The following is a 26,573-nucleotide window of genomic DNA, read 5'->3' on the forward strand; positions in this document are numbered from 1 at the left end:
ATGACCTTCGAGTTGCTGGCCACCGATGGCAAGGCCCGCCGCGGCCGTCTGAGCTTCCCCCGCGGAGTGGTCGAGACTCCGGCGTTCATGCCGGTGGGTACCTATGGCACGGTGAAGGGCATGCTGCCGCGCGACATCGAGGCGATCGGGGCGCAGATCATCCTCGGCAATACTTTCCATCTCTGGCTGCGGCCAGGGACTGAGGTGATCCGCCAGCATGGCGATCTGCACGACTTCATGCAGTGGCATGGACCGATCCTCACCGACTCAGGTGGTTTTCAGGTGTTCAGCTTGGGGGCGCTGCGCAAGATCAAAGAGGAGGGGGTATATTTCGCCTCGCCGGTGGATGGCGCCAAGGTCTTCATGGGACCCGAGGAGTCGATGCGGGTACAGCGCGATCTCGGCTCGGACATCGTGATGATCTTCGACGAATGCACGCCCTATCCGGCCGACGAGGAGGTAGCGCGGCGCTCCATGGAGCTGTCGCTGCGCTGGGCCGGGCGCTCGAAGATCGCCCACGAGGGCAATCCGGCGGCGCTGTTCGGCATCGTCCAGGGCGGCATGCACGAGGATCTGCGCCTGCGTTCGCTGGATGGGCTAGAGGAGATCGGCTTCGACGGCCTGGCTATCGGCGGCCTGTCGGTCGGCGAGCCGAAGGAGGAGATGATCCGCGTGCTGGACTTCCTGCCGCCACGGCTGCCGGCGGACAAGCCGCGTTACCTGATGGGCGTGGGCAAGCCGGAGGATCTGGTCGAGGGCGTACGCCGTGGCATCGACATGTTCGATTGCGTGATGCCGACCCGCAACGCGCGCAACGGCCATCTGTTCGTCGACAGCGGGGTGCTGAAGATCCGCAACGCAGTGCATCGGCACGACGAATCGCCGCTGGACCCGGCCTGCGATTGTCACACCTGCAAACATTTCTCCCGCGCCTATCTGCATCATTTGGACAAATGCGGCGAAATGCTGGGCAGCATGTTGAATACAATTCATAACTTGCAGCATTACCAACGTCTGATGGCTGGTTTGCGCGAGGCTATCCAACAGAGTAAATTGGCCGCCTTTGTCGATACCTTCTACGCGCGGCGTGGTCTGCCGGTGCCGCCGCTGACCTGATCGGCCATCCTTTCCTCCGAATCCTTTTAACAGGAGAGCTATATGAGTTTTCTGATTCCTGCCGCCTACGCCGAAGCCGCCGCTCCCGCCGGTGCTCCTCCGGGAGCCGGCTTCGAGTGGATCTTTCTGGTCGGTTTTTTGGTCATCTTCTACCTGATGATCTGGCGTCCTCAGGCCAAGCGCGCCAAGGAGCACAAGAATCTTCTGAGCGGTCTGCAGAAGGGCGACGAGGTGGTGACCACCGGCGGTATCGCCGGACGGGTGAGTAAGGTGGCCGATGATTTCGTGGTGCTGGAGGTTTCCGACACCGTGGAACTGAAGATCCAGAAAGGCGCGATCGTCGCCTCCCTGCCCAAGGGCACCCTGAAGGCCATTTGAAGCTCCACTTCTTTCATCCGTGACGGGGCGCGCAAGGCGCCCCGCGTCTCAACCGGACGGCGTCATGCTCAACAAGTATCCCCTGTGGAAGTATCTGCTGATCCTGGCTGTGCTGCTGGTCGGCATTGTCTATTCCGCACCCAATCTCTTTCCCGACGACCCGGCCATCCAGATCAGCGGGGCAAGCACGGCCCGCCAGATCGGACAGGGCGATCTCGAGCATGTCGGCAAGGCGCTGGCCGAGGCCGGCATCGCCGTCAAGGCGAGCAGCCTTACCGATGAAGGCAAGACCGGACTGTTGCGCCTGATCGACCAGGGACGCCAATTGGAAGCCAAGGACGTGGCGCGCAAGGTGCTCGGCGACGACTACGTGGTCGCGCTGAACCTGGCGCCGACCACGCCCGGCTGGCTGCGTGCCCTGGGCGCCAATCCGATGAAACTGGGCCTGGACCTGTCCGGCGGCGTGCATTTCTTGCTCGAGGTGGACATGGACAGGGCGCTGGATGCGCGCTTGAAGGTATACGAGGGCGAAGTGAAGAGCCTGCTGCGCAAGGAGCGCCAGCGCTATCGCAGCCTGCCGCAGCAGGGCGGCGCCATTCAGCTTGGCTTCGCCGACAGCGGGCAACTGGAACAGGCGCAGGCGTTGATACGCAAGAATTTCAACGACTTCGATCTGAGCGCCGGCGAACGCAATGGCCAGCCGGTGCTACGCCTGACGCTGACGGCGGCGAAGCTGGCGGAGATTCGCGAGTACTCGATCAAGCAGAACCTGACCACGGTGCGCAACCGGGTCAACGAGCTGGGCGTGTCCGAGCCGCTGGTGCAGCGCCAGGGTGCCAATCGCATCGTCGTCGAATTGCCCGGCGTGCAGGATACCGCCGAAGCCAAGCGGATTCTCGGCAAGACCGCCAGTCTCGAATTCCGTATGGCTGCCGAGTCCGATGCTCCGCGCGCCATGACCGAGATTTTCGAGTTTCGCGAGGGAGGGCGTCCGCCGGTGGCCTTGGAGCGCAGTCTGATCATCACCGGTGATCAGGTCACCGACGCCCAGGCCAGTTACGACGAGAATGGCCGCCCGCAGGTCAACATCCGTCTCGATGGCCATGGCGGCGAGTTGATGAGCCGGGCGACCCGCAATAGCGTCGGGCGCGCCATGGCCGTGCTGTTCATCGAGCAGAAGCCGATGACCCGCTACGTCAAGCAGACGGTCGACGGTGTCGAGAAGGAGGTGGCGGTCGAAACCTTCCGCGAGGAGAAGAAGATCATCAGCCTGGCGACCATCCAGTCGCCGCTCGGCAGCCAATTCCGTATCACCGGCCTCAATGGCCAGGGCGAGTCCTCGGAGCTGGCGCTGTTGCTGCGGGCCGGTGGCTTGGCGGCGCCGATGTACTTCGCCGAGGAGCGTACTCTGGGGCCGAGTTTGGGGGCGGAGAACATCCAGTTGGGCATTCAGGCCTCGCTGTGGGGATTCCTCTTCGTCACCCTGTTCATGCTGCTGATCTACAATTTCTTCGGCCTGCTGGCCGCGGTGGCGCTGGCTTTCAATATGGTGCTGCTGGTGGCGCTGATGTCGCTGCTCGGCGCGACCCTGACCCTGCCGGGCATCGCCGGCATAGTGCTGACCATGGGCATGGCGGTGGATGCCAACGTACTGATCTTCTCGCGCATCCGCGAGGAAATCGCCAATGGCCTGTCGGTCCAGCGGGCCATCCACGAAGGCTTCGACCGTGCCTTCTCGGCGATTCTCGACGGCAACCTGACCACTCTGCTGGTGGGCGGAATCCTGTTCGCCATGGGGACCGGACCGGTCAAGGGCTTTGCTGTGACCATGTCGTTGGGGATCGCTACCTCCCTGTTCACCGCCATCATCGTGACCCGCGGCATGGTCAACCTGATCTACGGCGGCCGCGATCTGAAGAAACTGTGGATTTGAGGGGTTCGGCATGAAGCGTGTCATCAATTTCATGGGTATTCGCCGGGTCGCCTTCGCCGCGACCCTGGTGCTGACCCTGTTGTCCCTGGTCAGTCTGGCTGTCCGGGGGCTGAATTTCGGTCTGGATTTCACCGGCGGTACTCTCATCGAACTGAGCTACGAGCGTCCAGTTGAGTTGTCGGACGTGCGTGCCGGACTGGAGACGGCCGGCTACGGCGATGCTCTCGTGCAGAGTTTCGGGGCGACCACCGATGTGCTCGTGCGCCTGAAGGGCGACGATCCGCAACTGGGTGAGAGGGTGGCATCGGCACTGCGCCAGTCCGCCTCCGACAATCCGATGACGGTCAAGCGGGCCGAGTTCGTCGGCCCGGCGGTGGGCGAGGAGCTGCGCGACCAGGGGGGGCTGGGCATGCTGCTGGCGCTGGGGGGGATACTGGTCTACGTGGCCTTCCGCTTCCAGTGGAAGTTCGGCTGCGGCGCGGTATTGTCCCTGTTCCACGACGTCATCGTCACCCTCGGTGTCTTTTCCTTTCTCCAGATCCCCTTTGATCTCACGGTGCTGGCCGCTGTGCTGGCGATCATCGGTTATTCGTTGAACGACACCATCGTGGTGTTCGACCGCATCCGCGAGAATTTCCGCCTGCTGCGCAAGGCCGACCTGGTCGAGAACATCAATATCTCCACGACCCAGACGCTGCTGCGGACCATGGCGACTTCGATTTCCACGCTGTTGGCGATACTGGCCTTGATGCTGTTCGGTGGCGAGCCGCTTTGGGGCTTTTCCCTGGCGCTGTTCATCGGAGTGATGGCCGGCACCTATTCTTCGATCTACATTGCCAACGTCGTGCTGATCTGGCTGAAGCTGACCCGCGACGACCTGATTCCTCCGGTGGCCCAGGAGGCCGAGACGGACCTGCGGCCCTGAGTGCGGGGCCGTGCCGGACGAGTTGTCCGGCGACGTCTTCCTGCTGACAATAAAAAACCCGCATTTGGCGGGTTTTTTATTTTCCGGCGTCGCCTCAGCGTTTCAGCGCTGGCGGCAGATGCGGCTGGATGGCAGTCAACACGGCCTTGAAGCACTTGGTATTGCCGGCCACCACATGACCCTTTTCGAGGAATTCGTGGCCGCCGCCGAAGTCGCTCACCAGGCCGCCTGCCTCCTGGATCAGCAGGGCGCCGGCGGCCATGTCCCATTCGGATAGGCCGAACTCCCAGAAGGCGTCGTAGCGGCCGGCGGCGACATAAGCCAGATCCAGGCTGGCGGCGCCGGCGCGGCGGATGCCGGCGGTCTGGCCGGTCAGAGCGCGGAACATGCCCAGATAGTTCTCGAAGTATTCGAGCTGGCTGTCGCGGAAGGGGAAGCCGGTGCCCAGCAGGGCTCCATCCAGGCTCTTGCGCGAGCTGACGCGGATGCGCCGGCCGTTGAGGGCGGCGCCGTTGCCGCGGCTGGCGGTGAATTCTTCCTGACGGACCGGATCGAGCACCACGGCGTGCTCCAGGCGGCCCTTGTGTTTGCAGGCGATGCTCACCGCGAAGTGCGGCACGCCGCGCAGGAAGTTGGTGGTGCCGTCCAGCGGATCGATGATCCACTGATAGTCGGCGCCCTCGCCGCTGCCCGCCTGCTGTCCGCCTTCCTCGCCGAGGATGGCGTGATGCGGATAGGCCTTGCGCAGGGTGGCGATGATGGTCTGCTCCACCGCGCGATCGATCTCGCTGACATAGTCCTTGGCGTCCTTCTCGTCGACCGAGATGACGTCCAGGCGTTCGATGGAGCGGAAGATCAGTTCGCCGGCGCTGCGGGCCGCGCGCAGCGCGATATTCAGCATGGGCTGCATGGAGGTTTCACCTGGGTCGTTGTCGAGGAAAGCCGGCCATACTAGCAGAAACGGGTAGGGTATGCAGTCGCCGGGCGCGTGGCGTTCGCCACCCGGCTTCTGTAAGATTCCAGCCCCTTTGGCCGTATAGCGTCGTGGAGCCGGTGTTGCTGCAGAACATTCGTGTTGTCCTGGTGAATACCAGTCACCCCGGCAATATCGGAGGGGCGGCCCGTGCCATGCGGAACATGGGGCTAAGCCGTCTCTATCTGGTCGCTCCCGAAGACTTTCCGAGCGGCGAGGCGGTTGCCCGGGCCTCCGGCGCCACCGACATCCTGGACAATGCGCAGGTGGTCGCCACTCTGGAAGAGGCGCTGGTCGGCTGCACGCTGGCGCTCGGCACCAGCGCCCGCGATCGGCGCATTCCCTGGCCGTTGCTGGACCCGCGCGAGTGCGCCGCGACCTGTTTGGAGCAGGTCGGTCAGGGCGCCGAGGTGGCGCTGGTGTTCGGTCGCGAATACGCCGGCCTGACCAACGAGGAACTGCAGCGCTGCCAGTTCCATGTGCACATTCCTTCGGACTCTTCGTTCAGCTCCCTGAATCTGGCGGCGGCGGTGCAGGTGCTCGTCTATGAGGTGCGCATGGCTTGGCTGGCAGCCGAAGGGGTGCCGAGCAAGCAGGAAAAGCTGGAAACCACGGCGATGCTCAATTCCCTGCCGGCCACCATGGATGAACTGGAGCTGTTCTACGGGCACCTGGAAAGCACCTTGGTGGAGATCGGCTTCCTCGATCCGGAAAAGCCGCGCCACCTGATGTCGCGCCTGCGCCGCCTGTATGGCCGCAGCGGGATCAGCAAGCTGGAAATGAATATCCTGCGTGGCATCCTGACGGAAACCCAGAAGGCGGCCCGCGGCGAGGCCCATACGCGGAGAAAGCGGTGATGTTCGAACGCATGCGAGAAGATATCCGGAGCGTTTTCCAGCGCGATCCTGCCGCGCGCAATGCCCTCGAGGTGCTGATCTGCTATCCGGGGCTGCACGCGCTGTGGTTGCATCGCCTGGCGCACGGACTGTGGTGCTCCGACTGGAAGCTGCTGGCGAGGCTGGTTTCGCATGTGGGGCGCTGGCTGACCGGCATCGAGATCCATCCGGGCGCGCGGATTGGCCGGCGCCTGTTCATCGACCACGGCATGGGCGTGGTGATCGGCGAGACCGCCGAGATCGGTGACGATGTCACTCTCTATCACGGGGTGACCTTGGGCGGTACCAGTTGGAACAAGGGCAAGCGCCACCCGACCCTGGAGGACAGGGTGATCGTCGGCGCCGGAGCGAAGATTCTCGGTCCCTTCACCGTCGGCGCCGGCGCTAAGATCGGCTCCAACGCCGTGGTGACCCGGGCGGTGCCGGCCGGCGCCACGGCGGTGGGGATTCCCGGACGCATCGTCGCCAGGCCGGACGACGAGCAGGAGGTCAGGCGCCGGGCGATCGCCGAGAAATATGGCTTCGACGCCTACGCGCTCGGCCAGAACACGCCGGACCCGGTGGCGCAGGCCATCAGCCAGTTGCTCGACCATCTGCAGGCCGTCGACGAGCGGCTCGAGGGCATGTGCCAGGCGCTCAAGGCGCTGGGTAGCGATTATCATGCCAAAGAGCTGCCGGCGCTTCGCGAAGAGGATTTCTCCGGTGTCAAGGATGAGGGCGGCAAGTCGTCGGCCTGAGCTTTCATGATTCTTTCCGGTCGATTCGCTGAGTCGATGCAATTCCGAGTGAATTGCAAGGATTAATAGTTGATCTTGTTTGTCGGGTATTGCATACTCGGCGTAAATCAGCGATTCCCTGGTATCGATCATGCGACTGACAACCAAAGGCCGATATGCCGTTACGGCCATGCTCGATCTGGCATTGCATGCCCAGAACGGCCCCGTTTCCCTCGCCGACATCTCCGAGCGCCAGGGCATTTCCCTTTCCTACCTGGAGCAGTTGTTCGCCAAGTTGCGGCGCAACAGCCTGGTGACCAGCGTTCGCGGTCCCGGCGGTGGTTACCAGCTTTCCCGCGGTATGGCCGCCATCCAGGTGGCCGAAGTGATCGATGCGGTCAACGAGTCGGTGGACGTGACGCGCTGCCAGGGCGATCGCGGTTGCCGTTCTGGAGAGGTCTGCCTGACCCATTACCTCTGGTGCGACCTCAGCCAGCAGATCCACGAATTCCTCAGCGGCATCAGTCTGGCCGACCTGGTCGCCCGCAGCGACGTCCAGGATCTCGCCCGCTTGCAGGAGCGGCGCCAGGGGGGTGGTTGTCCGCTGCCGTATGCCGGAAAGATCGAAGCGTCCGCCATTGAATGAGCCGGATGCCAGCCCGACAGGAGAGACTCATGAAGTTGCCGATTTACCTGGATTATTCCGCCACCACTCCGGTCGACCCGCGGGTGGCGCAGAAGATGTGCGAATGCCTGACCATGGAGGGCAATTTCGGCAATCCGGCCTCGCGTTCCCACGTCTTCGGCTGGAAGGCCGAGGAGGCCGTGGAAAACGCCCGCCGCCAGGTGGCGGAACTGGTCAACGCCGATCCGCGGGAGATCGTCTGGACTTCCGGTGCCACCGAGTCCGATAACCTGGCGATCAAGGGTGTCGCGCACTTTTACGCGAGCAAGGGCAAGCACATCGTCACCTCGAAGATCGAACACAAGGCGGTGCTGGATACCACCCGCCAGCTCGAGCGCGAAGGTTTCGAGGTTACCTACCTCGAGCCTGGCGAGGATGGTCTGATCACTCCGGCAATGGTCGAGGCAGCGCTGCGCGAGGACACCATCCTGGTCTCGGTGATGCACGTCAACAACGAGATCGGCACGGTCAACGACATCGCCGCCATCGGCGAACTGACCCGTTCGCGCGGCGTGCTCTATCACGTGGATGCCGCCCAGTCGACCGGCAAGGTGGTCATCGACCTGGAGCGCATGAAGGTCGACCTGATGTCCTTCTCCGCCCACAAGACTTACGGTCCCAAGGGGATCGGCGCTCTCTACGTGCGGCGCAAGCCGCGCGTACGCCTGGAGGCGCAGATACACGGCGGCGGCCACGAGCGCGGCATGCGTTCCGGTACCCTGGCGACCCACCAGATCGTCGGCATGGGCGAGGCCTTCCGCATCGCCAGGGAAGAGATGGCCGCGGAAAGCCGGCGTATCGCCGGGCTCAGCCATCGCTTCCACGAGCAGGTCAGCACCCTTGAAGAGGTCTACCTGAACGGCAGCGCCATGGCACGGGTGCCGCACAACCTCAATCTCAGCTTCAACTACGTGGAAGGCGAGTCGCTGATCATGTCGCTCAGGGATCTGGCGGTTTCCTCTGGGTCGGCCTGCACCTCGGCGTCTCTGGAGCCGTCCTACGTGCTGCGCGCTCTGGGCCGCAACGACGAGCTGGCGCACAGCTCGATCCGCTTCACTTTCGGTCGTTTCACCACCGAGGAAGAGGTCGATTACGCTGCGCGGAAGGTATGCGAGGCGGTCGGCAAGCTGCGCGAACTGTCGCCGCTCTGGGACATGTACAAGGATGGGGTCGATCTGTCCAAGATCGAGTGGCAGGCCCACTGACGCCCTTTCTGGAAATTGCCCGTAATTAACGAGGTATTGCACCATGGCTTACAGTGACAAGGTCATCGACCATTACGAAAACCCGCGCAATGTCGGCAAGCTCGACGCGCAGGACCCCGACGTCGGCACCGGCATGGTGGGCGCCCCCGCCTGCGGCGACGTGATGCGCCTGCAGATCAAGGTCAACGAGCAGGGCATCATCGAGGACGCCAAGTTCAAGACCTACGGCTGCGGTTCGGCTATCGCCTCCAGTTCCCTGGCCACCGAGTGGATGAAAGGCCGGAGCCTGGAGGAAGCCGAAACCATCAAGAACACCCAGATCGCCGAGGAACTGGCCTTGCCGCCGGTCAAGATCCACTGCTCGGTCCTGGCGGAGGATGCCATCAAGGCCGCTGTGCGCGATTACAAGCACAAGAAGGGCCTGGTTTGAACCACCCTAAACATAAGGAGTTGCAATGGCCGTCACCATGACCGAAGCCGCCGCCAGCCACATCCGGCGTTCCCTCGATGGACGCGGCAAGGGCGAGGGCATCCGCCTGGGCGTTCGCACCAGCGGTTGCTCGGGGCTGGCCTACGTGCTCGAGTTCGTCGACGAGGTGGCCAGCGAGGACCAGGTGTTCGAGAGTCATGGGGTCAAGGTGATCGTCGACCCCAAAAGCCTGGTCTACCTGGATGGCACCGAACTGGACTTCGTTCGCGAAGGGCTCAACGAAGGCTTCAAGTTCAACAACCCGAACGTGCGTGGCGAGTGCGGCTGCGGCGAAAGCTTCAACGTCTGAGGTCATCGCATGGGTAATGCTAGCCATTTCGCCCTGTTCGACCTTGAGCCGGATTTTCGCCTCGATCAGGACCGGCTCGCGGTGCGTTACCGCGAACTGGCGCGCCGGGTGCATCCCGACCGTTTCGCCGGTGCCCCCGAACGCGAGCAGCGCCTGGCGCTGGAGGAAGCCGCCCGGCTCAACGAGGCCTATCAGACGCTGAAAAGTCCGTCGCAGCGCGCCCGTTACCTGCTGTCCCTGCAGGGAGAGGAACTGCCCCCGGAAACCACGGTGCAGGACCCTGCGTTTCTCATGCAGCAGATGGAATTGCGTGAAGAACTCCAGGAGCTGCAGGACAGCGCCGACCTAGATGGGGTGGCGCGATTCAAGCGCCGGCTCGTGCAGGACCAGGAGCAACTGAACGAAGGTTTCGCTACCTGCTGGGCCGATCCGCGGCGGCGCGACGAGGCCGAACGCCTAGTACGGCGCATGCAATTTCTCGACAAGCTCTTTGCCGAGGTCCGTCAGCTCGAAGAGCGTCTCGACGACTAACCCCGCGCTGCTCCGGCCGCGCCTCCGACATATCTGAATGCCATGGCCTTATTGCAGATCGCCGAACCCGGACAAAGCCCGCAACCCCACCAGCGTCGCCTGGCGGTCGGGATCGACTTGGGAACCACTAATTCGCTGGTCGCCACCTTGCGTAGCGGCCTGGCCGAATCCCTGAAGGACGCCGAGGGGGAAACGATCCTGCCGTCGGCGGTACGCTACCTGCCCGACGGCCGGGTCGAGGTCGGCCGCGCAGCCAAGGCTGCCGCCGCCGTGGACCCGCTGAACACCGTGCTCTCGGTGAAGCGCCTGATGGGGCGCGGCATCGCCGATGTCAAGCTGCTCGGCGAGCAGTTGCCGTACCGTTTCGCCGCGGGCGAGTCGCACATGCCCTTCATCGAGACGGTGCAGGGACCGAAAAGCCCGGTCGAAGTGTCGGCGGAGATCCTCAAGGTACTGCGCCGGCGCGCCGAGGAAGCTCTGGGCGGCGAACTGGTCGGCGCAGTGATCACCGTGCCGGCCTATTTCGACGAGGCGCAGCGCCAGGCCACTAAGGATGCCGCGCGGCTGGCCGGCCTCGATGTGCTGCGCCTGCTCAACGAGCCGACCGCGGCGGCGGTCGCCTACGGCCTCGACCGGGGCGCCGAGGGCGTAGTGGCGATCTACGACCTGGGCGGCGGTACCTTCGACATCTCCATCCTGCGCCTGACCCGCGGGGTTTTCGAGGTTCTCGCCACCGGCGGCGACAGCGCCCTGGGTGGTGACGACTTCGACCATGCCATCGCCAACTGGATCATCGAGCAGGCGGGACTGTCCGCCGATCTCGATCCGGGCGTCCAGCGTCATCTGCTGCAACTGGCCTGTGCGGCCAAGGAGGCGCTGAGCGACAGCGGCTCGGTGGCGCTCGCCTATGGTCCTTGGCAGGGCGAGCTGTCCCGCGAGCGTTTCGAGGCACTGATCGAGCCCCTGGTGGCGCGCAGCCTCAAGGCCTGCCGGCGGGCGCTGCGCGATGCCGGGATCGAGCCGCAGGAGATCGCCGCGGTGGTCATGGTCGGCGGCTCTACCCGTGTGCCGCGGGTGCGCCGGGCGGCCGCCGAACTGTTCGATCGCCAGCCGCTGACCGACATCGACCCCGATCAGGTGGTCGCCATCGGCGCGGCGCTCCAGGCCGACACCCTGGCTGGCAACGGGCGCGATGGCGAGGAGTTGCTGCTGTTGGATGTCAATCCGCTGTCCCTGGGCCTCGAGACCATGGGCGGGCTGATGGAAAAGGTCATCCCGCGCAACACCACCTTGCCCGTGGCGCGGGCTCAGGAGTTCACTACTTACAAGGATGGCCAGACGGCCATGCTGATCCACGTCCTGCAGGGGGAGCGCGAACTGGTCAAGGACTGTCGTTCCCTGGCGCGCTTCGAGCTGCGCGGGATTCCGCCCATGGTGGCGGGAGCGGCGAAGATCCGGGTTACCTTCCAAGTCGATGCCGATGGCCTGCTCAATGTCTCCGCCCGCGAGCTGGGCTCCGGTATCGAGGCGAGCGTGCAGGTCAAACCGTCCTACGGCCTGACCGACGGCGAAATCGCACGGATGCTCAAGGACTCTTTCGAGCATGCCGGCGGCGACAAGGCTGCCCGCACGCTGCGTGAGCAGCAGGTCGAGGCGCAGCGTTTGCTGGAAGCGGTGCAGGCGGCCCTGGAGGCCGATGGCGAGGCGCTGCTGAGCCCCGCCGAACGGGTCGCCATCGAGGCACAGATGCAGGCGTTGCGCGGCGTGCTGGGCGGGCAGGACGCCGCCGTCATCGAGGCGCACGTCCGCCATCTGACGCAGATCACCGATGCCTTTGCCGCCCGACGCATGGATGCTTCGGTGAAGGCCGCGCTGTCCGGGCGCCGACTGAATGAAATCGAGGAGTGAATGATGCCGCAGATCGTTTTTCTGCCCCATGAGGTGCATTGCCCCGAGGGCCGGGTGGTCGAGGCCGAGACTGGCGAGAGCATTCTCGAGGCCGCCCTGCGCAACGATATCGAGATCGAGCACGCCTGTGAGATGTCCTGTGCCTGCACCACCTGCCATGTGATAGTGCGCGACGGCTTCGATTCCCTCGAGCCGTCCGACGAACTGGAAGACGACATGCTCGACAAGGCCTGGGGATTGGAACCGGAGTCGCGGCTATCCTGTCAGGCGAGGGTCGGCACTGAGGATTTGGTGGTGGAGATTCCGCGCTACACCATCAATCAGGTTTCGGAAAAGCACTGAGGGCATGCGCGTGAGGCTGAAATGGACCGACGTACGGGAAATCGCCCTGCAACTGGCCGACACCCATCCGCAGATCGATCCTCGCTACCTCAACTTCCTCGACCTGCACCAGTGGGTGCTAGCCCTGCCGGAATTCGACGACGACCCGGCGCGAGGCGGCGAGAAGGTGCTGGAGGCCATCCAGGCGGCCTGGATCGAAGAAGCCGACTGATCCTCGAGCTAGTCTTATGTATTTCACCGGAACCCGCGTATAATTCGCGGGTTTAATTTTCCGCTTTTCAACCCTCCCCGATTGACTGGAGCTATTCCATGGCCGTTGAACGTACCCTTTCCATCATCAAGCCCGACGCCGTCGCCAAGAACGTCATCGGTGAGATCCTCACCCGTTTCGAGAAGGCCGGCCTGCGCGTCGTCGCGGCGAAGATGGTCCAACTGTCCGAGCGTGAAGCCGGCGGCTTCTACGCCGAGCACAAGGAGCGTCCGTTCTTCAAGGATCTGGTGTCCTTCATGACCTCCGGCCCGGTCGTCGTGCAGGTGCTAGAGGGCGAGGGCGCGATCGCCAAGAACCGCGAACTGATGGGCGCCACCGATCCGAAGAAGGCCGAGCCGGGCACCATTCGCGCCGATTTCGCCGTGTCCATCGACGAGAACGCCGTGCACGGTTCCGACTCCGAGGCTTCCGCTGCCCGCGAGATCGCCTACTTCTTCGCCGCCACCGAGGTGTGTGCCCGCATTCGCTGATCAGGCGATGGGGGAGGGTGAATCCATGAACGAAACCACCAAGGCGAATCTGCTGGGATTGACCCAGCCGCAATTGGAGAGCTTCTTCGAGTCCATCGGCGAGAAGCGCTTTCGTGCCGGGCAGGTGATGAAATGGATTCACCACTTCGGCGTCGACGACTTCGATGCCATGAGCAACATCGGCAAGGCCTTGCGCGAGAAGCTCAAGGCCTGTGCCGAGATCCGCGGTCCAGAAGTCGTCACTCAGGATATTTCCGGCGACGGCACCCGCAAGTGGGTGGTGCGCGTGACGTCCGGCAGTTGCGTCGAAACTGTTTACATCCCGCAGGCCGGGCGGGGAACCCTGTGCGTATCGTCCCAGGCCGGCTGTTCGCTCGACTGCAGCTTCTGCTCCACCGGCAAGCAGGGCTTCAACAGCGACCTGAGCGCCGCCGAGATCATTGGCCAGGTGTGGATCGCCAATAAATCCTTCGGCACCGTCCCGGGCAAGATCGACCGCGCTATCACCAACGTGGTGATGATGGGCATGGGCGAGCCACTGATGAACTTCGACAACGCGGTCGCCGCCATGCAGATCATGATGGACGATCTCGGTTATGGCATCTCCAAGCGCAAGGTGACCCTGTCCACCTCGGGCGTGGCGCCGATGATCGATGAGTTGGGCAAGATCATCGACGTGTCCCTGGCGCTGTCGCTGCACGCGCCCAACGACGAGCTGCGCAACCGTCTGGTGCCGGTCAACCGCAAGTACCCGCTGGCCCAGGTGCTCGACGCCTGCAGGCGCTACATCTCGCGTCTCGGCGAAAAGCGTGTGCTGACCGTGGAATACACCCTGCTCAAGGACGTCAACGACCAGCCCGAGCATGCGGCGCAGATGGTCGAACTGCTGCGCGACGTGCCGTGCAAGATCAACCTGATCCCCTTCAATCCCTTTCCCCACTCCGGTTACGAGCGGCCGAGCAACAACGCCATCCGCCGCTTCCAGGACCTGTTGCACAAGGCCGGGCATAATGTCACGGTGCGTACCACCCGGGGTGAGGACATCGATGCCGCCTGCGGCCAACTGGTTGGTCAGGTCATGGATCGCACCCGGCGCAGCGAGCGCTATATCGCCGTGCGCCGGATCGGTGACGAAGCTGCGCCATCCTCCGGCGCCGCCGATCGGACCTGAACGAGGATGTTTATGACCCCGCACGCTGCGCTGCTGCTGTTTTCCGCCACGCTGCTGGCCGGTTGCGTCTCGACCGGAGCGGTCGATCCCATGCGGACCGAGCAGGGGCGCAAGGAGGCTCGCGAGGCGTATATCCAGCTCGGCCTCGGTTATCTCAAGCAGGGACGGACCGACCGTGCCAAGGTGCCGCTGGGCAAGGCTCTGGAGCTGGACCCGTCCGATGCCGACGCCCACGCTGCCCTGGCCCTGGTGTTCCAGACCGAACTCGAGCCCGACCTGGCCGACCGGCACTATCGCAAGGCGCTCGCCGAGCGTCCCGGCGATGCGCGTATCCTGAACAACTACGGCAGCTTTCTGTTCGAGCAACGTCGCTACCAGGATGCCTACGAGCGTTTCCAGCAGGCCGCGGCCGATACTCTGTACCCCGAGCGCGCGCGGGTCTACCTCAACCTCGGGCTGGCCGCCATCGGGCTCGGCCGGCAGGATCTCGCCAAGGCTCATCTGGAAAAATCCCTGCGGATCAACTCCCGGCAGCCGCTGACGCTGCTGGAGATGGCCACACTGAATTTCGAGACGCGCGACTACGTGGCGGCGCGTTCCTATTACTCCAGTTTCAGCCGCATGGGCGAGCAGAGCGCCCGCAGTCTGTTGCTGGGGACCCGCCTGGCGAAGGTCTTCGATGACCGCGACCAGGCTGCCACCTTCGGCTTGCAACTGAAGCGTCTTTACCCGGGCACGCCGGAATATCAGCAATATCTGTCGGAGCAATGATGAACGCGTCGCAAACTGAGAGCACGGCCGCGGCCTCCGTCAACCCGGGCGAGATCCTGCGCAAGGGCCGCGAGGCCAACGACTGGTCTCTGGCCCAGGTGGCCGGCCACCTGCATCTCCCCGCCCGCACCCTGGCCTTGCTGGAGGCCGGCGAGTTCGAGCGGCTACCGGGGCATACCTTCGCGCGTGGCTACGTGCGCTCCTACGCCAAGCTGCTGGGAATGGATCAGGTCCGCCTGGTCGAGGCCTTCGACCGCTACACGGGCACCGACGCCAAGGGCAGCGAAGTGCACAGCCTGGGAAATATCGAGCAGCCGGTGCGTCTTTCTCAGGGCATCCTGCGTCTGGTCGGTCTCGCCCTGATCCTCCTGCTGGTTGGTTCCGGCCTGTTCTGGTGGCAGGAGCGTTCCGCATACCAAGGGGTCCGGAACGCGCTCAACTTAGCCCATGTCGAAGTCGACAGCGCCGATGGCACCACCCAGATCCATCCGCTCGACGAGCCCGAGGATCAGGCCGTGGCCCAGGCGCTCCAGCCCGCCGAGCCGCAATCCCGGCCGGCTCCGCTGTCCGGCGCCGTCGTCGTTCCGAACGGCTCGCCGGCGGCCGGAGCCACGCCACCGTCTCCGCTGCCGCTCGCACGCGGTACGGACAGAGTGCCGGTCGAGTCGGCGCCCGCGCCCGTGGCACCGGCCACTCCCGCCCCTGCCGTGGCCTCCGTTCCGCAGGCCGCTCCGGCCACCGCCGTTTTGCCGGAAGCCGCTCCCGCTTCGCCGCCGGTCGAGCCGGCCGCCGGCGAGGGTTTGCTGAACATCCGCTTCACGGCCGATTGCTGGGCGCAGGTCATCGATGCGCGCGGCAAGGTCCTGCTGCGCGGCCTGAAGCGTGCCGGCGACACGCTCGAACTGCGCGGTCAGAAGCCGCTGGACGTGCGCCTCGGCTTCGCCCACGGCGCCGAAGTCAGCTTAGATGGCCAACCGGTCGATCTGGCCCCTCACACCGTGCGTGGTGCGACCGCCCGCCTGAAACTTGGGAATTAATCGCCATGCATAGCGAATCCCCCATCCAGCGCCGTCCGTCGCGCAAGATCTGGATCGGCCCGGTGGCGGTCGGCGGCGATGCACCGATCTCGGTGCAAAGCATGACCAACACCGACACCCACGATGTCGAGGCCACCGTGGCGCAGATCCGCCGTCTGGAGGCGGCCGGCGCCGACATCGTCCGCGTCTCGGTGCCGGATATGGATGCCGCCGAGGCCTTCGGCCGGATCAAGCGGCAGGTACAACTGCCGCTGGTCGCCGACATCCACTTCGACTACCAGATCGCCCTGCGCGTGGCCGAGCTGGGCGTCGACTGCCTGCGCATCAATCCGGGCAACATCGGCCGCGAGGACCGGGTCCGCGCCGTGGTGGATGCCGCGCGCGACCGGGGTATCCCGATCCGTATCGGTGTCAACGCCGGCTCCCTGGAGAAGGACTTGCAGAAGAAGTACGGCGAGCCGACTCCGCAGGCTCTGCTGGAGTCCGCCCTGCGTCACGTCGAGCACCTCGACCGCCTGGATTTCCAGAACTTCAAGGTCAGCGTCAAGGCGTCCGACGTGTTCATGGCGGTGGCCGCCTATCGCCTGCTGGCCGGGCAGATCGAGCAGCCGCTGCACCTGGGCATCACCGAGGCCGGCGGGCTGCGCTCCGGCACCGTGAAGTCCGCGGTGGGCCTCGGCATGCTGCTCGCCGAGGGCATCGGCGACACCATCCGCGTCTCGTTGGCCGCCGATCCGGTGGAGGAGATCAAGGTCGGTTTCGACATCCTCAAGTCGCTGCACCTGCGCTCGCGCGGCATCAATTTCATCGCCTGTCCGAGCTGTTCGCGGCAGAACTTCGACGTGGTGAAGACCATGAACGAGCTGGAAACCCGCCTCGAGGACCTGCTGGTGCCGCTCGACGTGGCGGTGATCGGCTGCGTGGTGAACGGCCCGGGCGAGGCCAAGGAGGCGCACGTCGGCCTGACCGGCGGCACCCCGAACAACCTGGTCTACATCGACGGCAAGCCGGCGCAGAAGCTGGGCAACGAAAATCTGGTGGACGAGCTGGAGCGGCTGATCCGCCGCAAGGCCGCGGAAAAGGCCGCGGCCGATGCCAGCCTGATCGTCCGCAGCTAAGGAATCCGCGTGAGCAAGAACATCCAGGCCATCCGTGGCATGAACGACATCCTGCCGGAGCAGACCCCGCTCTGGCGCTATTTCGAGAATAGCGTGGCCGGCCTGCTGGACAGCTACGGCTACCGGCAGATCCGCATGCCGATCGTCGAGTTCACCGAGCTGTTCAAACGCTCCATCGGCGAGGTCACCGACATCGTCGAGAAGGAGATGTACACCTTCGAGGACCGCAACGGCGACTCCCTGACCCTGCGCCCAGAAGGCACCGCCAGTTGCGTGCGGGCGGTACTCGAGCACGGCATCAGCGGCGGCGGCCAGGTGCAAAAGCTCTGGTACGTCGGTCCGATGTTTCGCCACGAGCGCCCGCAGAAGGGCCGCTACCGGCAATTCCAGCAGATCGGCGTGGAGGTCTTCAACCTTCCGGGGCCGGACATCGATGCCGAACTGATCGTGCTGACTTGGCGCCTCTGGGGGCTGCTCGGCCTGCGCGAGGCGGTGACCCTCGAACTCAACAGTCTGGGCAGCAGCGAGGCCCGTGCGCGCTACCGCGAGGCGCTGGTCGAGTACCTCTCGGCGCGTTTCGAGCGGCTCGATGAGGACAGTCAGCGGCGCCTGTCGAGCAACCCGCTGCGCATTCTCGACAGCAAGAACCCGGAGACACAAGCCCTGTTGGTGGATGCGCCGAGGCTGGCGGACTATTTGGACGAGGACTCGCGCCAGCATTTCGAGGGCCTCAAGGCGCGCTTGGATGTCGCCGGCATCCCCTACGTGATCAATCCCAAGCTGGTGCGCGGCCTGGACTACTACGGCAAGACAGTGTTCGAGTGGGTCACCGACAAGCTCGGCTCCCAGGGCACCGTCTGCGCTGGCGGCCGCTACGACGGTCTGGTCGAGCAGTTGGGTGGCAAGCCGACCCCGGCGGTGGGGTTCGCCATGGGCGTCGAGCGCCTGGTGCTGCTGCTGGAAACCCTGGAGCGGGTGCCAGCCGAGCTTTCCCGGCAGGTCGACGTGTATTTCTGCGCCTTCGGCGAAGCGGCCGAGCTGGCGGCTCTGGGCCTGGCCGAGCGGCTGCGTGACGCGCTGCCGGGGCTGCGCCTGGCGGTCAACGCCGGAGCCGGCAGCTTCAAGAGCCAGTTAAAGAAGGCCGACAAGAGCGGCGCGCTCTACGCCCTGGTGCTGGGCGAGGACGAATTGGCCGGGCGCATCGTCGGCCTGAAGTCGCTGCGTGCCGAGGGCGAACAACAGAACGTGGGCTGGGACGAGCTGGGCGAGCGCCTGGCGGCTTGCCTGCGGGCTTGAACACTGGATTGAGGAGTTATCGGGGTGACCTCGCATACCGAGAATGAAGAGCTGGCGCAGATCAAGGATTGGTGGAAGCGCAGCGGCAGGCCCCTGCTCAGCGGTGGTGTCCTGGCCTTGACGCTGGTACTCGCCTGGCAGGGTTGGCAGAAGTACCAGAGCGGACAGGCGTACGGGGCTTCGGCACTCTACCAGCAATTGCTGGATGCCAGCCTGAGGCCGTCCGGGAAACCGGACACGGCTCGGATCGCCGAACTCTACGGGCAGTTGCAGAGTAATTTCGGCGGCACCCATTACGCCCAGTACGGCAGCCTGCTGGTCACCAAGGTGGCGGTGGAGGAGGGCCGGCTCGACGAGGCCGCCGCCGCGCTGCGGGGGATTCTCGACAAGCCGGCCGACGCCACGCTCGGTGAAGTGGCGCGTCAGCGCCTGGCACGGGTCCTGGCGGCTCAGGACAAGGCCGAGGAGGGACTCGCCCTGCTCGCCGGCGAGGCCGATCCGGCCTTCCAGGCGGCCCGTGAGGAAGTCCGTGGCGATCTGCTGGTGCGGCTCGGCCGCCTCGACGAGGCACGGGCCGCCTACGAGAAGGCCAGGAGCGCCCAGCCCGCCGATGCCGGCCCAGGGCCTCTGCAGTTGAAGCTCGACGAGCTGGCCAAGGGAGACGCCTGACGTGAAGCCTTGGAAGCACGCCACGGTGGTGCTGGCGATGGCCGCGACGCTCGCCGGCTGCAGTATCGCCAACTGGCTCAACAGTTCCAAGGAGCAGCCGCCGGCCCCGTTGCAGAAGTTCAAGGCGGAGGTTCGTCTGCACAAGGAGTGGAGCCGCAGCATCGGCGAGGGACAGGGCAAGACCTACAATCTGCTGGTGCCGGCGGTGGAGGGCGACACCCTGTTCGTCGCCGATGTCGGCGGCCTGGTGATGGCCCTCGACCGCTTCAGCGGCAAAGTCGTTTGGCGCAAGAATCTAGATGTTCCGGTATCCGGAGGTGTGGGTGCCGGCTATGGCCAGGTCCTGCTCGGCACCCTGCAGGGTGAGGTGATCGCGCTGGACTCGGGCAGTGGCGAGGTGCTCTGGCGCAGCCGCGTCAGCAGCGAGGTGCTCGCTCCTCCGGTGAGCAATGGCGATGTGGTGGTGGTGCAGACCCAGGAAGACCGCCTGATCGCCCTCGAGGCGAGCAGCGGCAGCCAGCGCTGGACTTACGAGAGCACCCCGGCCGTACTCACCCTGCGCGGAACCGGCGCGCCGCTGGTCACCAACCAGTTGGCGGTCGCCGGCCTGTCCAGCGGCAAGGTGCTCGCCCTGGAAACTCAGCGTGGCCTGCCGATCTGGGAGCAGCGGGTGGCGGTGCCCTCCGGGCGTTCCGAACTGGAGCGGGTGGTGGATATCGACGGCGGCCTGGAGATGTCCGGTGGCACCCTGTACGTCGCGACTTTCCAGGGCAGCGTCGCCGCGCTCGACCTGCAGACCGGACGCCCCCGCTGGCAGCGCCAGGCCTCCAGCAACGGCAGTGTGGCGCTCGGCTATGGCAACGTCTACGTGAGTCTGGCCGAGGGCGCAGTCGAGGGTATCGACGAAGGTAGCGCCTCGGCGCTGTGGAAGAACGACGGGCTGGCCCGCCGCCAGTTGTCGTCGCCGGTGGTGTTCTCCAGCTATGTCGCGGTCGGCGACCTGGAGGGCTACCTGCACCTGCTCAGCCAGGTGGACGGTCGCTTCGTCGGGCGCATCCGCATCGACAGCGAGGGTCTGCGCGCCCGTCCGCTGGTGGTGGGCGACTGGCTGTACGCCTATGGCAACGGCGGCAATCTGGTCGCGCTGACCATTCGCTGAATGCGGGCCTGTTGACTCTAGTGCGCGCGACCGCGGCGGAGCCTGTTTTTACGTGGTAAATGGCGCCATGCGTCGTTGCGGGATTTGGCGAAGGAGTGCCATTTCCTGCGGTCGCGCCTAGCCGTACGCGGCCTAACCTGGCGCCATTCGCCGCGGCAACGCGGCTCGCGGAGGCCGGTGTCGACAGGCCCATGGTCGGCACGGACCGACCTTCTCATCCGGCCGCTGCCTCGCGCAGCGGCCGTTGTATTTTCCGAACATTGCAGGTGAGAGCCTTATGGTTCCCGTAATTGCCCTGGTGGGCCGCCCGAACGTCGGCAAGTCGACGCTGTTCAACCGTCTGACCAAGACCCGCGACGCCATCGTCGCCGAATACGCCGGACTGACCCGCGACCGCCAGTACGGCGAGGCCAAGTGGCAGGGCCGCACATACATCGTCATCGACACCGGGGGCATCTCCGGCGACGAGGAGGGCATCGATGCGAAGATGGCCGAGCAGTCGCTGCAGGCCATCGAAGAGGCCGACGCCGTGCTGTTCATGGTCGACTCCCGCGCCGGGATGACCGCCGCTGACCAACTGATCGCCGAACACCTGCGCAAGCGCAACAAGCGCAGTTTCCTGGTGGCGAACAAGGTCGATACCGTCGACCCGGACATCGCCCGCGCCGAGTTCAGCCCGCTGGGCTTGGGCGACGCCCTGCCGATCGCCGCCGCCCACGGGCGCGGCATCAACGCCATGCTCGAGGACGCCCTCAGCATCTTTCCCCGCGACGACGAAGGCGAGGAAGGGGAAGGCGAGACGGAGATCGTCGCCGAGGGCGAGGAGCCCAAACGGGTGCCCGGTCCCAGCGAGAAGGACGGCATCAAGATCGCCATTATCGGCCGGCCCAACGTCGGCAAGTCGACCCTGGTCAACCGCATGCTCGGCGAGGAGCGGGTGATCGTCTACGACCAGGCCGGCACCACCCGCGACAGCATCTACATCCCCTTCGAGCGCGACGAGGAGAAGTACACCTTGATCGACACTGCCGGCGTGCGTCGCCGCGGCAAGATCTTCGAGGCGGTGGAGAAGTTCTCGGTGGTCAAGACCCTGCAGGCCATCCAGGACGCCAACGTGGTGATCTTCGTGATGGACGCCCGCGAAGGGGTGGTCGAGCACGACCTCAACCTGCTCGGCTTCGTGTTGGAAACCGGCCGCGCCCTGGTTATCGCGCTGAATAAGTGGGACGGCATGGAACCGGGCCAGCGCGACTACGTGAAGACCGAACTGCAGCGCCGGTTGATGTTCGCCGACTTCGCCGACATCCACTTCATTTCCGCCCTGCACGGCACCGGCGTCGGCCACCTCTACAAGTCGGTGCAGGCCGCTTTCCAGTCGGCGGTGACCCGCTGGCCGACCAGCCGCCTGACTCGCATCCTCGAGGACGCGGTGCAGGAGCACCAGCCGCCGCTGGTCAACGGCCGGCGCATCAAGCTGCGCTACGCTCACCTGGGCGGCGCCAACCCGCCGTTGATCGTGATCCACGGCAATCAGGTGGAGGCGGTGCCCAAGGCCTACACGCGCTATCTGGAGAACACCTACCGCCGCGTACTCAAGCTGGTCGGCACGCCGATCCGCATCGAATACAAGGGCGGCGAAAACCCCTACGAGGGCAAGAAGAACAGCCTCACCGAGCGGCAGGTGAACAAGAAGCGCCGCCTGATGAGTCATCATAAGAAGGCCGAGAAGAAGCGCAGGGACAAGAAGCGCTGAACCCGTCGGTCTTCGGGTTGTCGCGGTCATAGCGACGATGAGTCTAGGGGCGGCGCTTGCCGTCTCCGGTCACGCCGGGCCGATACGCCACGGGGTGAGAATTCCCGATCCGGCTGGAATAATGCGAATTATTGTCAAGTACGGTCCGGCTGTCCTCCCATGTCGAGCTCCCACCTCCCGATGACTTGATGGATACCCTGGCGCTGCATTATCACGACCTGGTCGAATACATCCGGCGCCGCTTCAGTTGCCGCCAGTTTGCCCACGACGTGATGCACGATGTCTGCGTCCAACTGCTGGAGAAGCCGCCGCAACGGCCCGTCGTCCGGCCATTCGCCTTCCTGCGCCGGGTATCCTTCAACCGGCCCCATCGACCGCAACCGTTCGGACTGCGCGCGCAGCGCCCGCTTCAAGAGCATGGCGGAGTTGCCCGACACCCTCGGCGACGATTGCGATGGCGCCATGGCGCTCGATTTCGAATAACAACTGAAGGCGCTGCTGGCCATTATCGATGCCTTGCCGGCGCGCCCACGGCAGATCTTTTTGCTGCAGCGCATCCATGGCATGCCGCAGCGGGAAATCGCGGATGAACAGGGAATCTCGCTCAATAGGGTGACCCAGCATTTCGGTCGCGCCATGCGCACCATCGTCCGCTATTGGGAGCCGGCGCGCCGTGCTGCCTGGACATTGCTATGGCGAACCGCGCAACACGATGCTGGCCGCCCGCTGAGACTTCTGAGGCCGCGAGCCAGGGACGGCTTTGTACAGTGCGGATTCATCCGCGACCGGGGTCACGCCCAAAGCCCCATGTCCATTCCGGTCGCGAACGAGTTCGCTTCTGCGGGAGCGCATCGGAAATCCGCTGCCATGGGGCCTGACGTTCGCTTTCTGGGCGGCGGACTCATCGGCTATGCTCGCGACTTCGCCCGTCGCTTGTCCGTGTATCCAAGCCATGATCCAGAGCAAACTGCCCAACGTCGGCACCACCATCTTCACCACTATGTCCCAGCTCGCCGTGCAGACCGGCGCCATCAACCTGTCCCAGGGGTTTCCGGATTTCGACGGCCCGCAGGCACTGCGCGAGGCGGTCGGCCACCATGTGATGGCCGGGCACAATCAGTATTCGCCGATGACCGGCCTGCCGGCGCTGCGCGAACAGATCGCGCGCAAGATCGCTCGCAGCTACGGCCGCCAGGTGGACATGGACGAGGAAATCACCATCACCCCCGGCGCCACCGAGGCGATCTTCTGCGCGCTGCAGGCGCTGGTCCGGCCGGGCGACGAGGTGATAGTCCTCGACCCCTGCTACGACAGCTACGAACCCTCGGTGGAGTTGGCCGGCGGGCGCTGCGTGCACGTGCCGCTGGCCCTGCCGGATTTCTCCATCGACTGGCAGCGCCTGGCCGACGCCCTCAGTCCGCGTACCCGGTTGATCATCCTCAACAGCCCGCACAACCCCAGCGGCGCGCTGCTTTCCCGCGACGAACTGGAGCAGTTGGCCCGGCTGATCCGCGGCTCCGACATCTATCTGGTCAGCGACGAGGTCTACGAGCACCTGATCTACGACGGCGCGCGCCATGCCAGCGTGCTGGCCCACGAGGAGCTCTATGCGCGCGCCTTCGTGGTCAGCTCCTTCGGCAAGACCTACCACGTCACCGGCTGGAAGACCGGCTACGTGGTGGCGCCGCCGGCGTTGAGCGCCGAACTGCGCAAGGTCCACCAGTTCGTCGCCTTCTGCGGCGTTAGCCCGCTGCAGTGGGCGTTGGCCGACTACATGGCCGCCTGCCCGGAACATGTCGACGAACTGCCGGCCTTCTACCAGGCCAAGCGCGATCTGTTCTGCGACCTGCTAGCCGGCTCGCGCTTCACCTTCACCCGTGCGCCCGGTACCTATTTCCAGCTCGCCGACTACTCGGCGATCCGCGACGACCTCGACGACGTCGAGATGTCCCTGTGGCTGACCCGCGAGCACGGCGTGGCGACCATCCCGGTGTCGGTGTTCTACCAGAGCCCGCCGGCCGGCCTGCGGCTGGTGCGCTTCTGTTTCGCCAAGCGCGAGGAGACCCTGCGCCAGGCCGCCGAGAAGCTGTGCCGGGTCTGAGGACCCGCAGGCCTGTAGAGTGGATAACCGCGCAGCGTTATCCACCATCGAGCCCCAATGTATGCCCGACGACCAAGGATTTGTGGAGGCTTCCCATGCGCGACCTGACCGCCTTGCCCGACCTGACGCTGGCCCTGGTACAGACCGCCCCGGTTTGGCAGGAACCCGCCGCCAACCACGCCCACTTTGGCGCGCTGCTGGAGCGGGCCGCCGGCGCCGACCTGGTGATCCTGCCGGAGATGTTCAGCACCGGCTTCTCCATGGACGCCGCGGCGCTGGCCGAGGAGGAGGACGGTCCGAGCCGCGCCTGGCTGCTGGCGCAGGCCTCGCGCTTGAACGCGGTGGTGGTCGGCAGCGTCATCACCCGCGCCGGCGACGGCAGCTACCGCAACCGTCTGTACTGGGCGCGCCCCGATGGCAGTTGCGCCCACTACGATAAGCGCCACCTGTTCCGCATGGCCGGCGAGCACGAGCACTACGCCGCGGGACAGGAGCGCGTGCTGCTCGAACTCAAGGGCTGGCACGTGCGTCCGCTGGTCTGCTACGACCTGCGCTTCCCAGTATGGAGCCGCGATCCCCACGACACCGACCTCTTGCTCTACATCGCCAGTTGGCCAGCGGCTCGGCGCAACGCCTGGAACCGCCTGCTACCGGCGCGCGCCATCGAAAACCTGTGCTTCGTCGCGGCGGTCAACCGCGTCGGCGCCGACGGTAATGGCTATCCGCACGCCGGCGATAGCCAGGTGCTCGACTTCCAAGGCGAACCACTGCTGGCCGCGGGCGAGGACGACGGCGTGTTCCGGGTCACGCTCCCGGCTCAGGCTCTGGCCAAATTCCGCGCGCGCTTCCCGGCCTGGCGCGACGCGGACGGCTTCGAACTGAAGGGCTGAGCCGTGCGTCAGGCTTCCCGCGCCTCGCCGGGCGCCTGGCGCTCCTCGCGCACCAGATAGGCCTGCTTGTGGCCGCGTCGTTCGTACTCGCGCATCAGCGCCTCCGCCTCGGCGCGTTCGGCGAAGCGGCGCATCTCCACTTCGTTGCCGTTGTCGTCGATACGGTAGAGAAGCCAGCGCGTTTCGTCCCGTGCCGCCATGGTGTCGTTCAAGAGAGGACCCTCGCACGCTCCCGGATGGGACTATGGTTGATGGGGACGCCATTCGTTTTTGTCCGGGAGTAGTTTCATGAAAGTCCAGCTTCCCCTCGCCGAGGTTTATGCCGTCCTCGAGCCCGGGCCGGTGCTGCTGCTCAGCACCAGCCACGCCGGGCGCGGCAATCTGATGCCGCTGTCCTGGCATTGCATGCTGGAGTTCGAACCGCCGCTGGTGGGCTGCGTGGTCAGCGCGGCGAACTTCACCTTCGCCGCGCTGAGCGAGACCGGCCAGTGCGTGCTCAACGTACCGACAGTGGAGCTGGCGGAACAGGTGGTCGGCTGCGGCAACTGCTCCGGGCGCGAACTGGACAAGTTCGCCCGTTTCGGCCTGACCGCGCGGCCGGCCAAGCAGGTGTCGGCGCCGCTGGTGGCCGAGTGTTACGCCAATCTGGAGTGCCGGGTGACCGACCGCCAACTGGTCGGCGGCTACAACTTCTTTATCCTCGAAGTGGTGGAAGCCTGGCACAACCCCGCGGTAAGCGCGCCGCGTACCCTGCATCACCGCGGCTTCGGCAAGTTCATGCTGGCCGGCGAGGAGCTAAGCCTGTCCTGAGCGCTCCAGCTCGTCGATCTGCCGGTCCTGCAGGCGGCCGAGGCCGAACAGAGCGGTGCCGGCGCCGATCAGCGCGAGGAAAATGTCCGACTGGGTATCCCAGGGATCGCCCTGGGTGCCGAGGAATTCCACCGCGCCTTGGCCGGCGAGCAGCGCCACCCACCATTCGATCAGTTCGTAGAAAGCGCTGACCGCCAGCGCCACGCATAGGCTGAGGAAGGCCAACATCCGCCCGTTGGCCAGGAAGCGCCCGCGCAGCAAGATCTCGCGGGCCAGCAGCGCCGGCACCAGACCCTGCATGAAATGACCGAGCTTGTCGTAAGGATTGCGGCTCAGGCCGAACAGCTCCTGCACCCAGAAGCCCGGCGGCACCCGCGCGTAGGTATAGGCGCCGCCGAGGATCAGCACCAGGGCGTGGACAGCGATCAGCACGTAGAGCAGGGTGGTCAGCGGAAAACGCTCGCGAGTGCAGGCCAGCAGCGGCGTGGCGATCAGCACGGGAGCGACTTCCAGCAGCCAGGTGGCCCGGTCGTAGGGCGCGATGGCGGAGACGAGCAGGGCGGCCAGGACGGTCAGGCCAAGGATCGCAAGAAGTCGATTCCGTTGCATGGTGCTCCTCGCCAGGGTTGTCGGGGAGCACGACAGTTAGCATTGCGCCGCGTCTCTGGCA

At 65.3% G+C, this 26,573-nt stretch carries 29 protein-coding genes and 1 pseudogene; 27 read left to right on the forward strand and 3 right to left on the reverse strand.

What is annotated here, in order from left to right:
* The 4 genes from tgt to secF all read left to right on the forward strand — a co-directional run bounded on the left by tgt (position 1) and on the right by secF (position 4,352).
* Positions 1-1,116, forward strand: a complete 1,116-nt coding sequence (tgt, locus tag ACGI6K_RS04125; protein WP_376942577.1) for a tRNA guanosine(34) transglycosylase Tgt — start codon at positions 1-3, stop codon at positions 1,114-1,116.
* 42 nt (positions 1,117-1,158) lie between these two features.
* On the forward strand, positions 1,159-1,494 hold the full coding sequence (yajC, locus tag ACGI6K_RS04130) for a preprotein translocase subunit YajC (protein WP_376942555.1): 336 nt from the start codon (positions 1,159-1,161) through the stop codon (positions 1,492-1,494).
* A 64-nt stretch (positions 1,495-1,558) separates the two neighbouring features.
* The gene (gene secD / locus ACGI6K_RS04135) at positions 1,559-3,427 is read left to right on the forward strand and encodes a protein translocase subunit SecD (RefSeq protein WP_376942553.1); all 1,869 of its coding nucleotides are present in this window, start codon (positions 1,559-1,561) and stop codon (positions 3,425-3,427) included.
* 10 nt (positions 3,428-3,437) lie between these two features.
* Positions 3,438-4,352, forward strand: a complete 915-nt coding sequence (gene secF / locus ACGI6K_RS04140) for a protein translocase subunit SecF (protein ID WP_376942551.1) — start codon at positions 3,438-3,440, stop codon at positions 4,350-4,352.
* 94 nt (positions 4,353-4,446) lie between these two features.
* Here the strand turns inward: secF and suhB are convergent, their stop codons facing one another.
* Complete coding sequence (gene suhB / locus ACGI6K_RS04145; RefSeq protein WP_376942549.1) at positions 4,447-5,262, reverse strand: type III secretion system regulator SuhB; 816 nt, start codon at positions 5,260-5,262, stop codon at positions 4,447-4,449.
* A gap of 143 nt (positions 5,263-5,405) precedes the next feature.
* On the opposite strand from suhB, the gene trmJ reads away from it, so the two are divergent.
* The 22 genes and pseudogenes from trmJ (at position 5,406) to ACGI6K_RS04255 (ending at position 25,093) form a co-directional block, all read left to right on the forward strand.
* On the forward strand, positions 5,406-6,182 hold the full coding sequence (gene trmJ / locus ACGI6K_RS04150; protein WP_376942575.1) for a tRNA (cytosine(32)/uridine(32)-2'-O)-methyltransferase TrmJ: 777 nt from the start codon (positions 5,406-5,408) through the stop codon (positions 6,180-6,182).
* The gene (gene cysE, locus ACGI6K_RS04155; protein WP_376942547.1) at positions 6,182-6,958 is read left to right on the forward strand and encodes a serine O-acetyltransferase; all 777 of its coding nucleotides are present in this window, start codon (positions 6,182-6,184) and stop codon (positions 6,956-6,958) included. The genes trmJ and cysE overlap by 1 nt, the downstream gene beginning before the upstream one ends.
* A 130-nt stretch (positions 6,959-7,088) precedes the next feature.
* Positions 7,089-7,583 carry a Fe-S cluster assembly transcriptional regulator IscR gene (iscR, locus tag ACGI6K_RS04160; protein WP_376942545.1) on the forward strand — a complete coding sequence of 165 codons (495 nt, stop codon included), beginning with the start codon at positions 7,089-7,091 and terminating at the stop codon, positions 7,581-7,583.
* Positions 7,584-7,612: 29 nt separating this feature from the next.
* A complete protein-coding gene (locus tag ACGI6K_RS04165) occupies positions 7,613-8,827 on the forward strand; it encodes an IscS subfamily cysteine desulfurase (RefSeq protein WP_376942543.1) in 1,215 nt (404 codons plus the stop codon).
* Between the two features lie 43 nt (positions 8,828-8,870).
* Entirely contained in the window at positions 8,871-9,257 is a 387-nt protein-coding gene (gene iscU / locus ACGI6K_RS04170) for a Fe-S cluster assembly scaffold IscU (protein ID WP_376942541.1), read from the forward strand.
* A 25-nt stretch (positions 9,258-9,282) separates the two neighbouring features.
* Positions 9,283-9,606 carry an iron-sulfur cluster assembly protein IscA gene (gene iscA / locus ACGI6K_RS04175; protein WP_376942539.1) on the forward strand — a complete coding sequence of 108 codons (324 nt, stop codon included), beginning with the start codon at positions 9,283-9,285 and terminating at the stop codon, positions 9,604-9,606.
* 9 nt (positions 9,607-9,615) lie between these two features.
* The gene (hscB, locus tag ACGI6K_RS04180) at positions 9,616-10,137 is read left to right on the forward strand and encodes a co-chaperone HscB (RefSeq protein WP_376942537.1); all 522 of its coding nucleotides are present in this window, start codon (positions 9,616-9,618) and stop codon (positions 10,135-10,137) included.
* Between the two features lie 42 nt (positions 10,138-10,179).
* The gene (gene hscA, locus ACGI6K_RS04185) at positions 10,180-12,045 is read left to right on the forward strand and encodes a Fe-S protein assembly chaperone HscA (protein WP_376942535.1); all 1,866 of its coding nucleotides are present in this window, start codon (positions 10,180-10,182) and stop codon (positions 12,043-12,045) included.
* Between the two features lie 3 nt (positions 12,046-12,048).
* Entirely contained in the window at positions 12,049-12,387 is a 339-nt protein-coding gene (gene fdx / locus ACGI6K_RS04190) for an ISC system 2Fe-2S type ferredoxin (RefSeq protein ID WP_376942533.1), read from the forward strand.
* Between the two features lie 10 nt (positions 12,388-12,397).
* Positions 12,398-12,598: a Fe-S cluster assembly protein IscX gene (iscX, locus tag ACGI6K_RS04195; RefSeq protein WP_376942531.1), complete on the forward strand. Its 201-nt coding sequence runs from the start codon at positions 12,398-12,400 to the stop codon at positions 12,596-12,598.
* 98 nt (positions 12,599-12,696) lie between these two features.
* A complete protein-coding gene (gene ndk / locus ACGI6K_RS04200) occupies positions 12,697-13,128 on the forward strand; it encodes a nucleoside-diphosphate kinase (protein WP_376942529.1) in 432 nt (143 codons plus the stop codon).
* Positions 13,129-13,153: 25 nt separating this feature from the next.
* Positions 13,154-14,299, forward strand: a complete 1,146-nt coding sequence (rlmN, locus tag ACGI6K_RS04205) for a 23S rRNA (adenine(2503)-C(2))-methyltransferase RlmN (RefSeq protein WP_376942527.1) — start codon at positions 13,154-13,156, stop codon at positions 14,297-14,299.
* A 12-nt stretch (positions 14,300-14,311) separates the two neighbouring features.
* Positions 14,312-15,070, forward strand: a complete 759-nt coding sequence (gene pilW, locus ACGI6K_RS04210) for a type IV pilus biogenesis/stability protein PilW (RefSeq protein WP_376942525.1) — start codon at positions 14,312-14,314, stop codon at positions 15,068-15,070.
* Entirely contained in the window at positions 15,067-16,107 is a 1,041-nt protein-coding gene (locus ACGI6K_RS04215; RefSeq protein ID WP_376942523.1) for a RodZ domain-containing protein, read from the forward strand. The genes pilW and ACGI6K_RS04215 overlap by 4 nt, the downstream gene beginning before the upstream one ends.
* Positions 16,107-17,225 (forward strand): flavodoxin-dependent (E)-4-hydroxy-3-methylbut-2-enyl-diphosphate synthase, encoded by a 1,119-nt coding sequence (ispG, locus tag ACGI6K_RS04220; RefSeq protein ID WP_376942573.1) that lies wholly within the window; start codon positions 16,107-16,109, stop codon positions 17,223-17,225. The genes ACGI6K_RS04215 and ispG overlap by 1 nt, the downstream gene beginning before the upstream one ends.
* 9 nt (positions 17,226-17,234) lie before the next feature.
* Positions 17,235-18,521, forward strand: a complete 1,287-nt coding sequence (gene hisS, locus ACGI6K_RS04225; protein WP_376942521.1) for a histidine--tRNA ligase — start codon at positions 17,235-17,237, stop codon at positions 18,519-18,521.
* A gap of 24 nt (positions 18,522-18,545) precedes the next feature.
* Positions 18,546-19,190 (forward strand): YfgM family protein, encoded by a 645-nt coding sequence (locus ACGI6K_RS04230; RefSeq protein WP_376942519.1) that lies wholly within the window; start codon positions 18,546-18,548, stop codon positions 19,188-19,190.
* 1 nt (position 19,191) lies between these two features.
* Entirely contained in the window at positions 19,192-20,349 is a 1,158-nt protein-coding gene (gene bamB / locus ACGI6K_RS04235; RefSeq protein WP_376942517.1) for an outer membrane protein assembly factor BamB, read from the forward strand.
* 277 nt (positions 20,350-20,626) lie between these two features.
* The gene (gene der / locus ACGI6K_RS04240) at positions 20,627-22,102 is read left to right on the forward strand and encodes a ribosome biogenesis GTPase Der (RefSeq protein WP_376942515.1); all 1,476 of its coding nucleotides are present in this window, start codon (positions 20,627-20,629) and stop codon (positions 22,100-22,102) included.
* A gap of 188 nt (positions 22,103-22,290) precedes the next feature.
* Positions 22,291-22,780, forward strand: a pseudogene (locus ACGI6K_RS04245) (sigma-70 family RNA polymerase sigma factor); the annotation flags it as partial.
* 274 nt (positions 22,781-23,054) lie between these two features.
* Positions 23,055-24,203, forward strand: a complete 1,149-nt coding sequence (locus tag ACGI6K_RS04250; protein WP_376942513.1) for a pyridoxal phosphate-dependent aminotransferase — start codon at positions 23,055-23,057, stop codon at positions 24,201-24,203.
* A 95-nt stretch (positions 24,204-24,298) separates the two neighbouring features.
* On the forward strand, positions 24,299-25,093 hold the full coding sequence (locus ACGI6K_RS04255; protein ID WP_376942511.1) for an amidohydrolase: 795 nt from the start codon (positions 24,299-24,301) through the stop codon (positions 25,091-25,093).
* Between the two features lie 8 nt (positions 25,094-25,101).
* Here ACGI6K_RS04255 and ACGI6K_RS04260 read toward each other — a convergent pair whose 3' ends face one another.
* Positions 25,102-25,305 carry a hypothetical protein gene (locus tag ACGI6K_RS04260; RefSeq protein ID WP_376942509.1) on the reverse strand — a complete coding sequence of 68 codons (204 nt, stop codon included), beginning with the start codon at positions 25,303-25,305 and terminating at the stop codon, positions 25,102-25,104.
* A 76-nt stretch (positions 25,306-25,381) separates the two neighbouring features.
* Here ACGI6K_RS04260 and ACGI6K_RS04265 point away from each other — a divergent pair, with 76 nt between their 5' ends.
* Positions 25,382-25,903, forward strand: a complete 522-nt coding sequence (locus tag ACGI6K_RS04265; RefSeq protein ID WP_376942507.1) for a flavin reductase family protein — start codon at positions 25,382-25,384, stop codon at positions 25,901-25,903.
* On the opposite strand, the gene ACGI6K_RS04270 is transcribed toward ACGI6K_RS04265, so the two are convergent.
* Positions 25,889-26,512, reverse strand: a complete 624-nt coding sequence (locus tag ACGI6K_RS04270) for a DUF2238 domain-containing protein (RefSeq protein WP_376942505.1) — start codon at positions 26,510-26,512, stop codon at positions 25,889-25,891. The genes ACGI6K_RS04265 and ACGI6K_RS04270 overlap by 15 nt on opposite strands.
* Positions 26,513-26,573 lie beyond the last annotated feature (61 nt).

The organism is Azorhizophilus paspali (assembly GCF_043587585.2).
Classification (GTDB): domain Bacteria; phylum Pseudomonadota; class Gammaproteobacteria; order Pseudomonadales; family Pseudomonadaceae; genus Azotobacter; species Azotobacter paspali.

Bases quoted from the DNA above. Each gene is read 5' to 3' on its own strand.
- tgt (WP_376942577.1), top strand. From the start codon at position 1: ATGACCTTCGAGTTGCTGGCCACCGATGGCAAGGCCCGCCGCGGCCGT.
- yajC (WP_376942555.1), top strand. From the start codon at position 1,159: ATGAGTTTTCTGATTCCTGCCGCCTACGCCGAAGCCGCCGCTCCCGCC.
- secD (WP_376942553.1), top strand. From the start codon at position 1,559: ATGCTCAACAAGTATCCCCTGTGGAAGTATCTGCTGATCCTGGCTGTG.
- secF (WP_376942551.1), top strand. From the start codon at position 3,438: ATGAAGCGTGTCATCAATTTCATGGGTATTCGCCGGGTCGCCTTCGCC.
- suhB (WP_376942549.1), bottom strand. From the start codon at position 5,262: ATGCAGCCCATGCTGAATATCGCGCTGCGCGCGGCCCGCAGCGCCGGC.
- cysE (WP_376942547.1), top strand. From the start codon at position 6,182: ATGTTCGAACGCATGCGAGAAGATATCCGGAGCGTTTTCCAGCGCGAT.
- iscR (WP_376942545.1), top strand. From the start codon at position 7,089: ATGCGACTGACAACCAAAGGCCGATATGCCGTTACGGCCATGCTCGAT.
- ACGI6K_RS04165 (WP_376942543.1), top strand. From the start codon at position 7,613: ATGAAGTTGCCGATTTACCTGGATTATTCCGCCACCACTCCGGTCGAC.
- iscU (WP_376942541.1), top strand. From the start codon at position 8,871: ATGGCTTACAGTGACAAGGTCATCGACCATTACGAAAACCCGCGCAAT.
- iscA (WP_376942539.1), top strand. From the start codon at position 9,283: ATGGCCGTCACCATGACCGAAGCCGCCGCCAGCCACATCCGGCGTTCC.
- hscB (WP_376942537.1), top strand. From the start codon at position 9,616: ATGGGTAATGCTAGCCATTTCGCCCTGTTCGACCTTGAGCCGGATTTT.
- hscA (WP_376942535.1), top strand. From the start codon at position 10,180: ATGGCCTTATTGCAGATCGCCGAACCCGGACAAAGCCCGCAACCCCAC.
- fdx (WP_376942533.1), top strand. From the start codon at position 12,049: ATGCCGCAGATCGTTTTTCTGCCCCATGAGGTGCATTGCCCCGAGGGC.
- ndk (WP_376942529.1), top strand. From the start codon at position 12,697: ATGGCCGTTGAACGTACCCTTTCCATCATCAAGCCCGACGCCGTCGCC.
- rlmN (WP_376942527.1), top strand. From the start codon at position 13,154: ATGAACGAAACCACCAAGGCGAATCTGCTGGGATTGACCCAGCCGCAA.
- pilW (WP_376942525.1), top strand. From the start codon at position 14,312: ATGACCCCGCACGCTGCGCTGCTGCTGTTTTCCGCCACGCTGCTGGCC.
- ACGI6K_RS04215 (WP_376942523.1), top strand. From the start codon at position 15,067: ATGATGAACGCGTCGCAAACTGAGAGCACGGCCGCGGCCTCCGTCAAC.
- der (WP_376942515.1), top strand. From the start codon at position 20,627: ATGGTTCCCGTAATTGCCCTGGTGGGCCGCCCGAACGTCGGCAAGTCG.
- ACGI6K_RS04250 (WP_376942513.1), top strand. From the start codon at position 23,055: ATGATCCAGAGCAAACTGCCCAACGTCGGCACCACCATCTTCACCACT.
- ACGI6K_RS04255 (WP_376942511.1), top strand. From the start codon at position 24,299: ATGCGCGACCTGACCGCCTTGCCCGACCTGACGCTGGCCCTGGTACAG.
- ACGI6K_RS04265 (WP_376942507.1), top strand. From the start codon at position 25,382: ATGAAAGTCCAGCTTCCCCTCGCCGAGGTTTATGCCGTCCTCGAGCCC.
- ACGI6K_RS04270 (WP_376942505.1), bottom strand. From the start codon at position 26,512: ATGCAACGGAATCGACTTCTTGCGATCCTTGGCCTGACCGTCCTGGCC.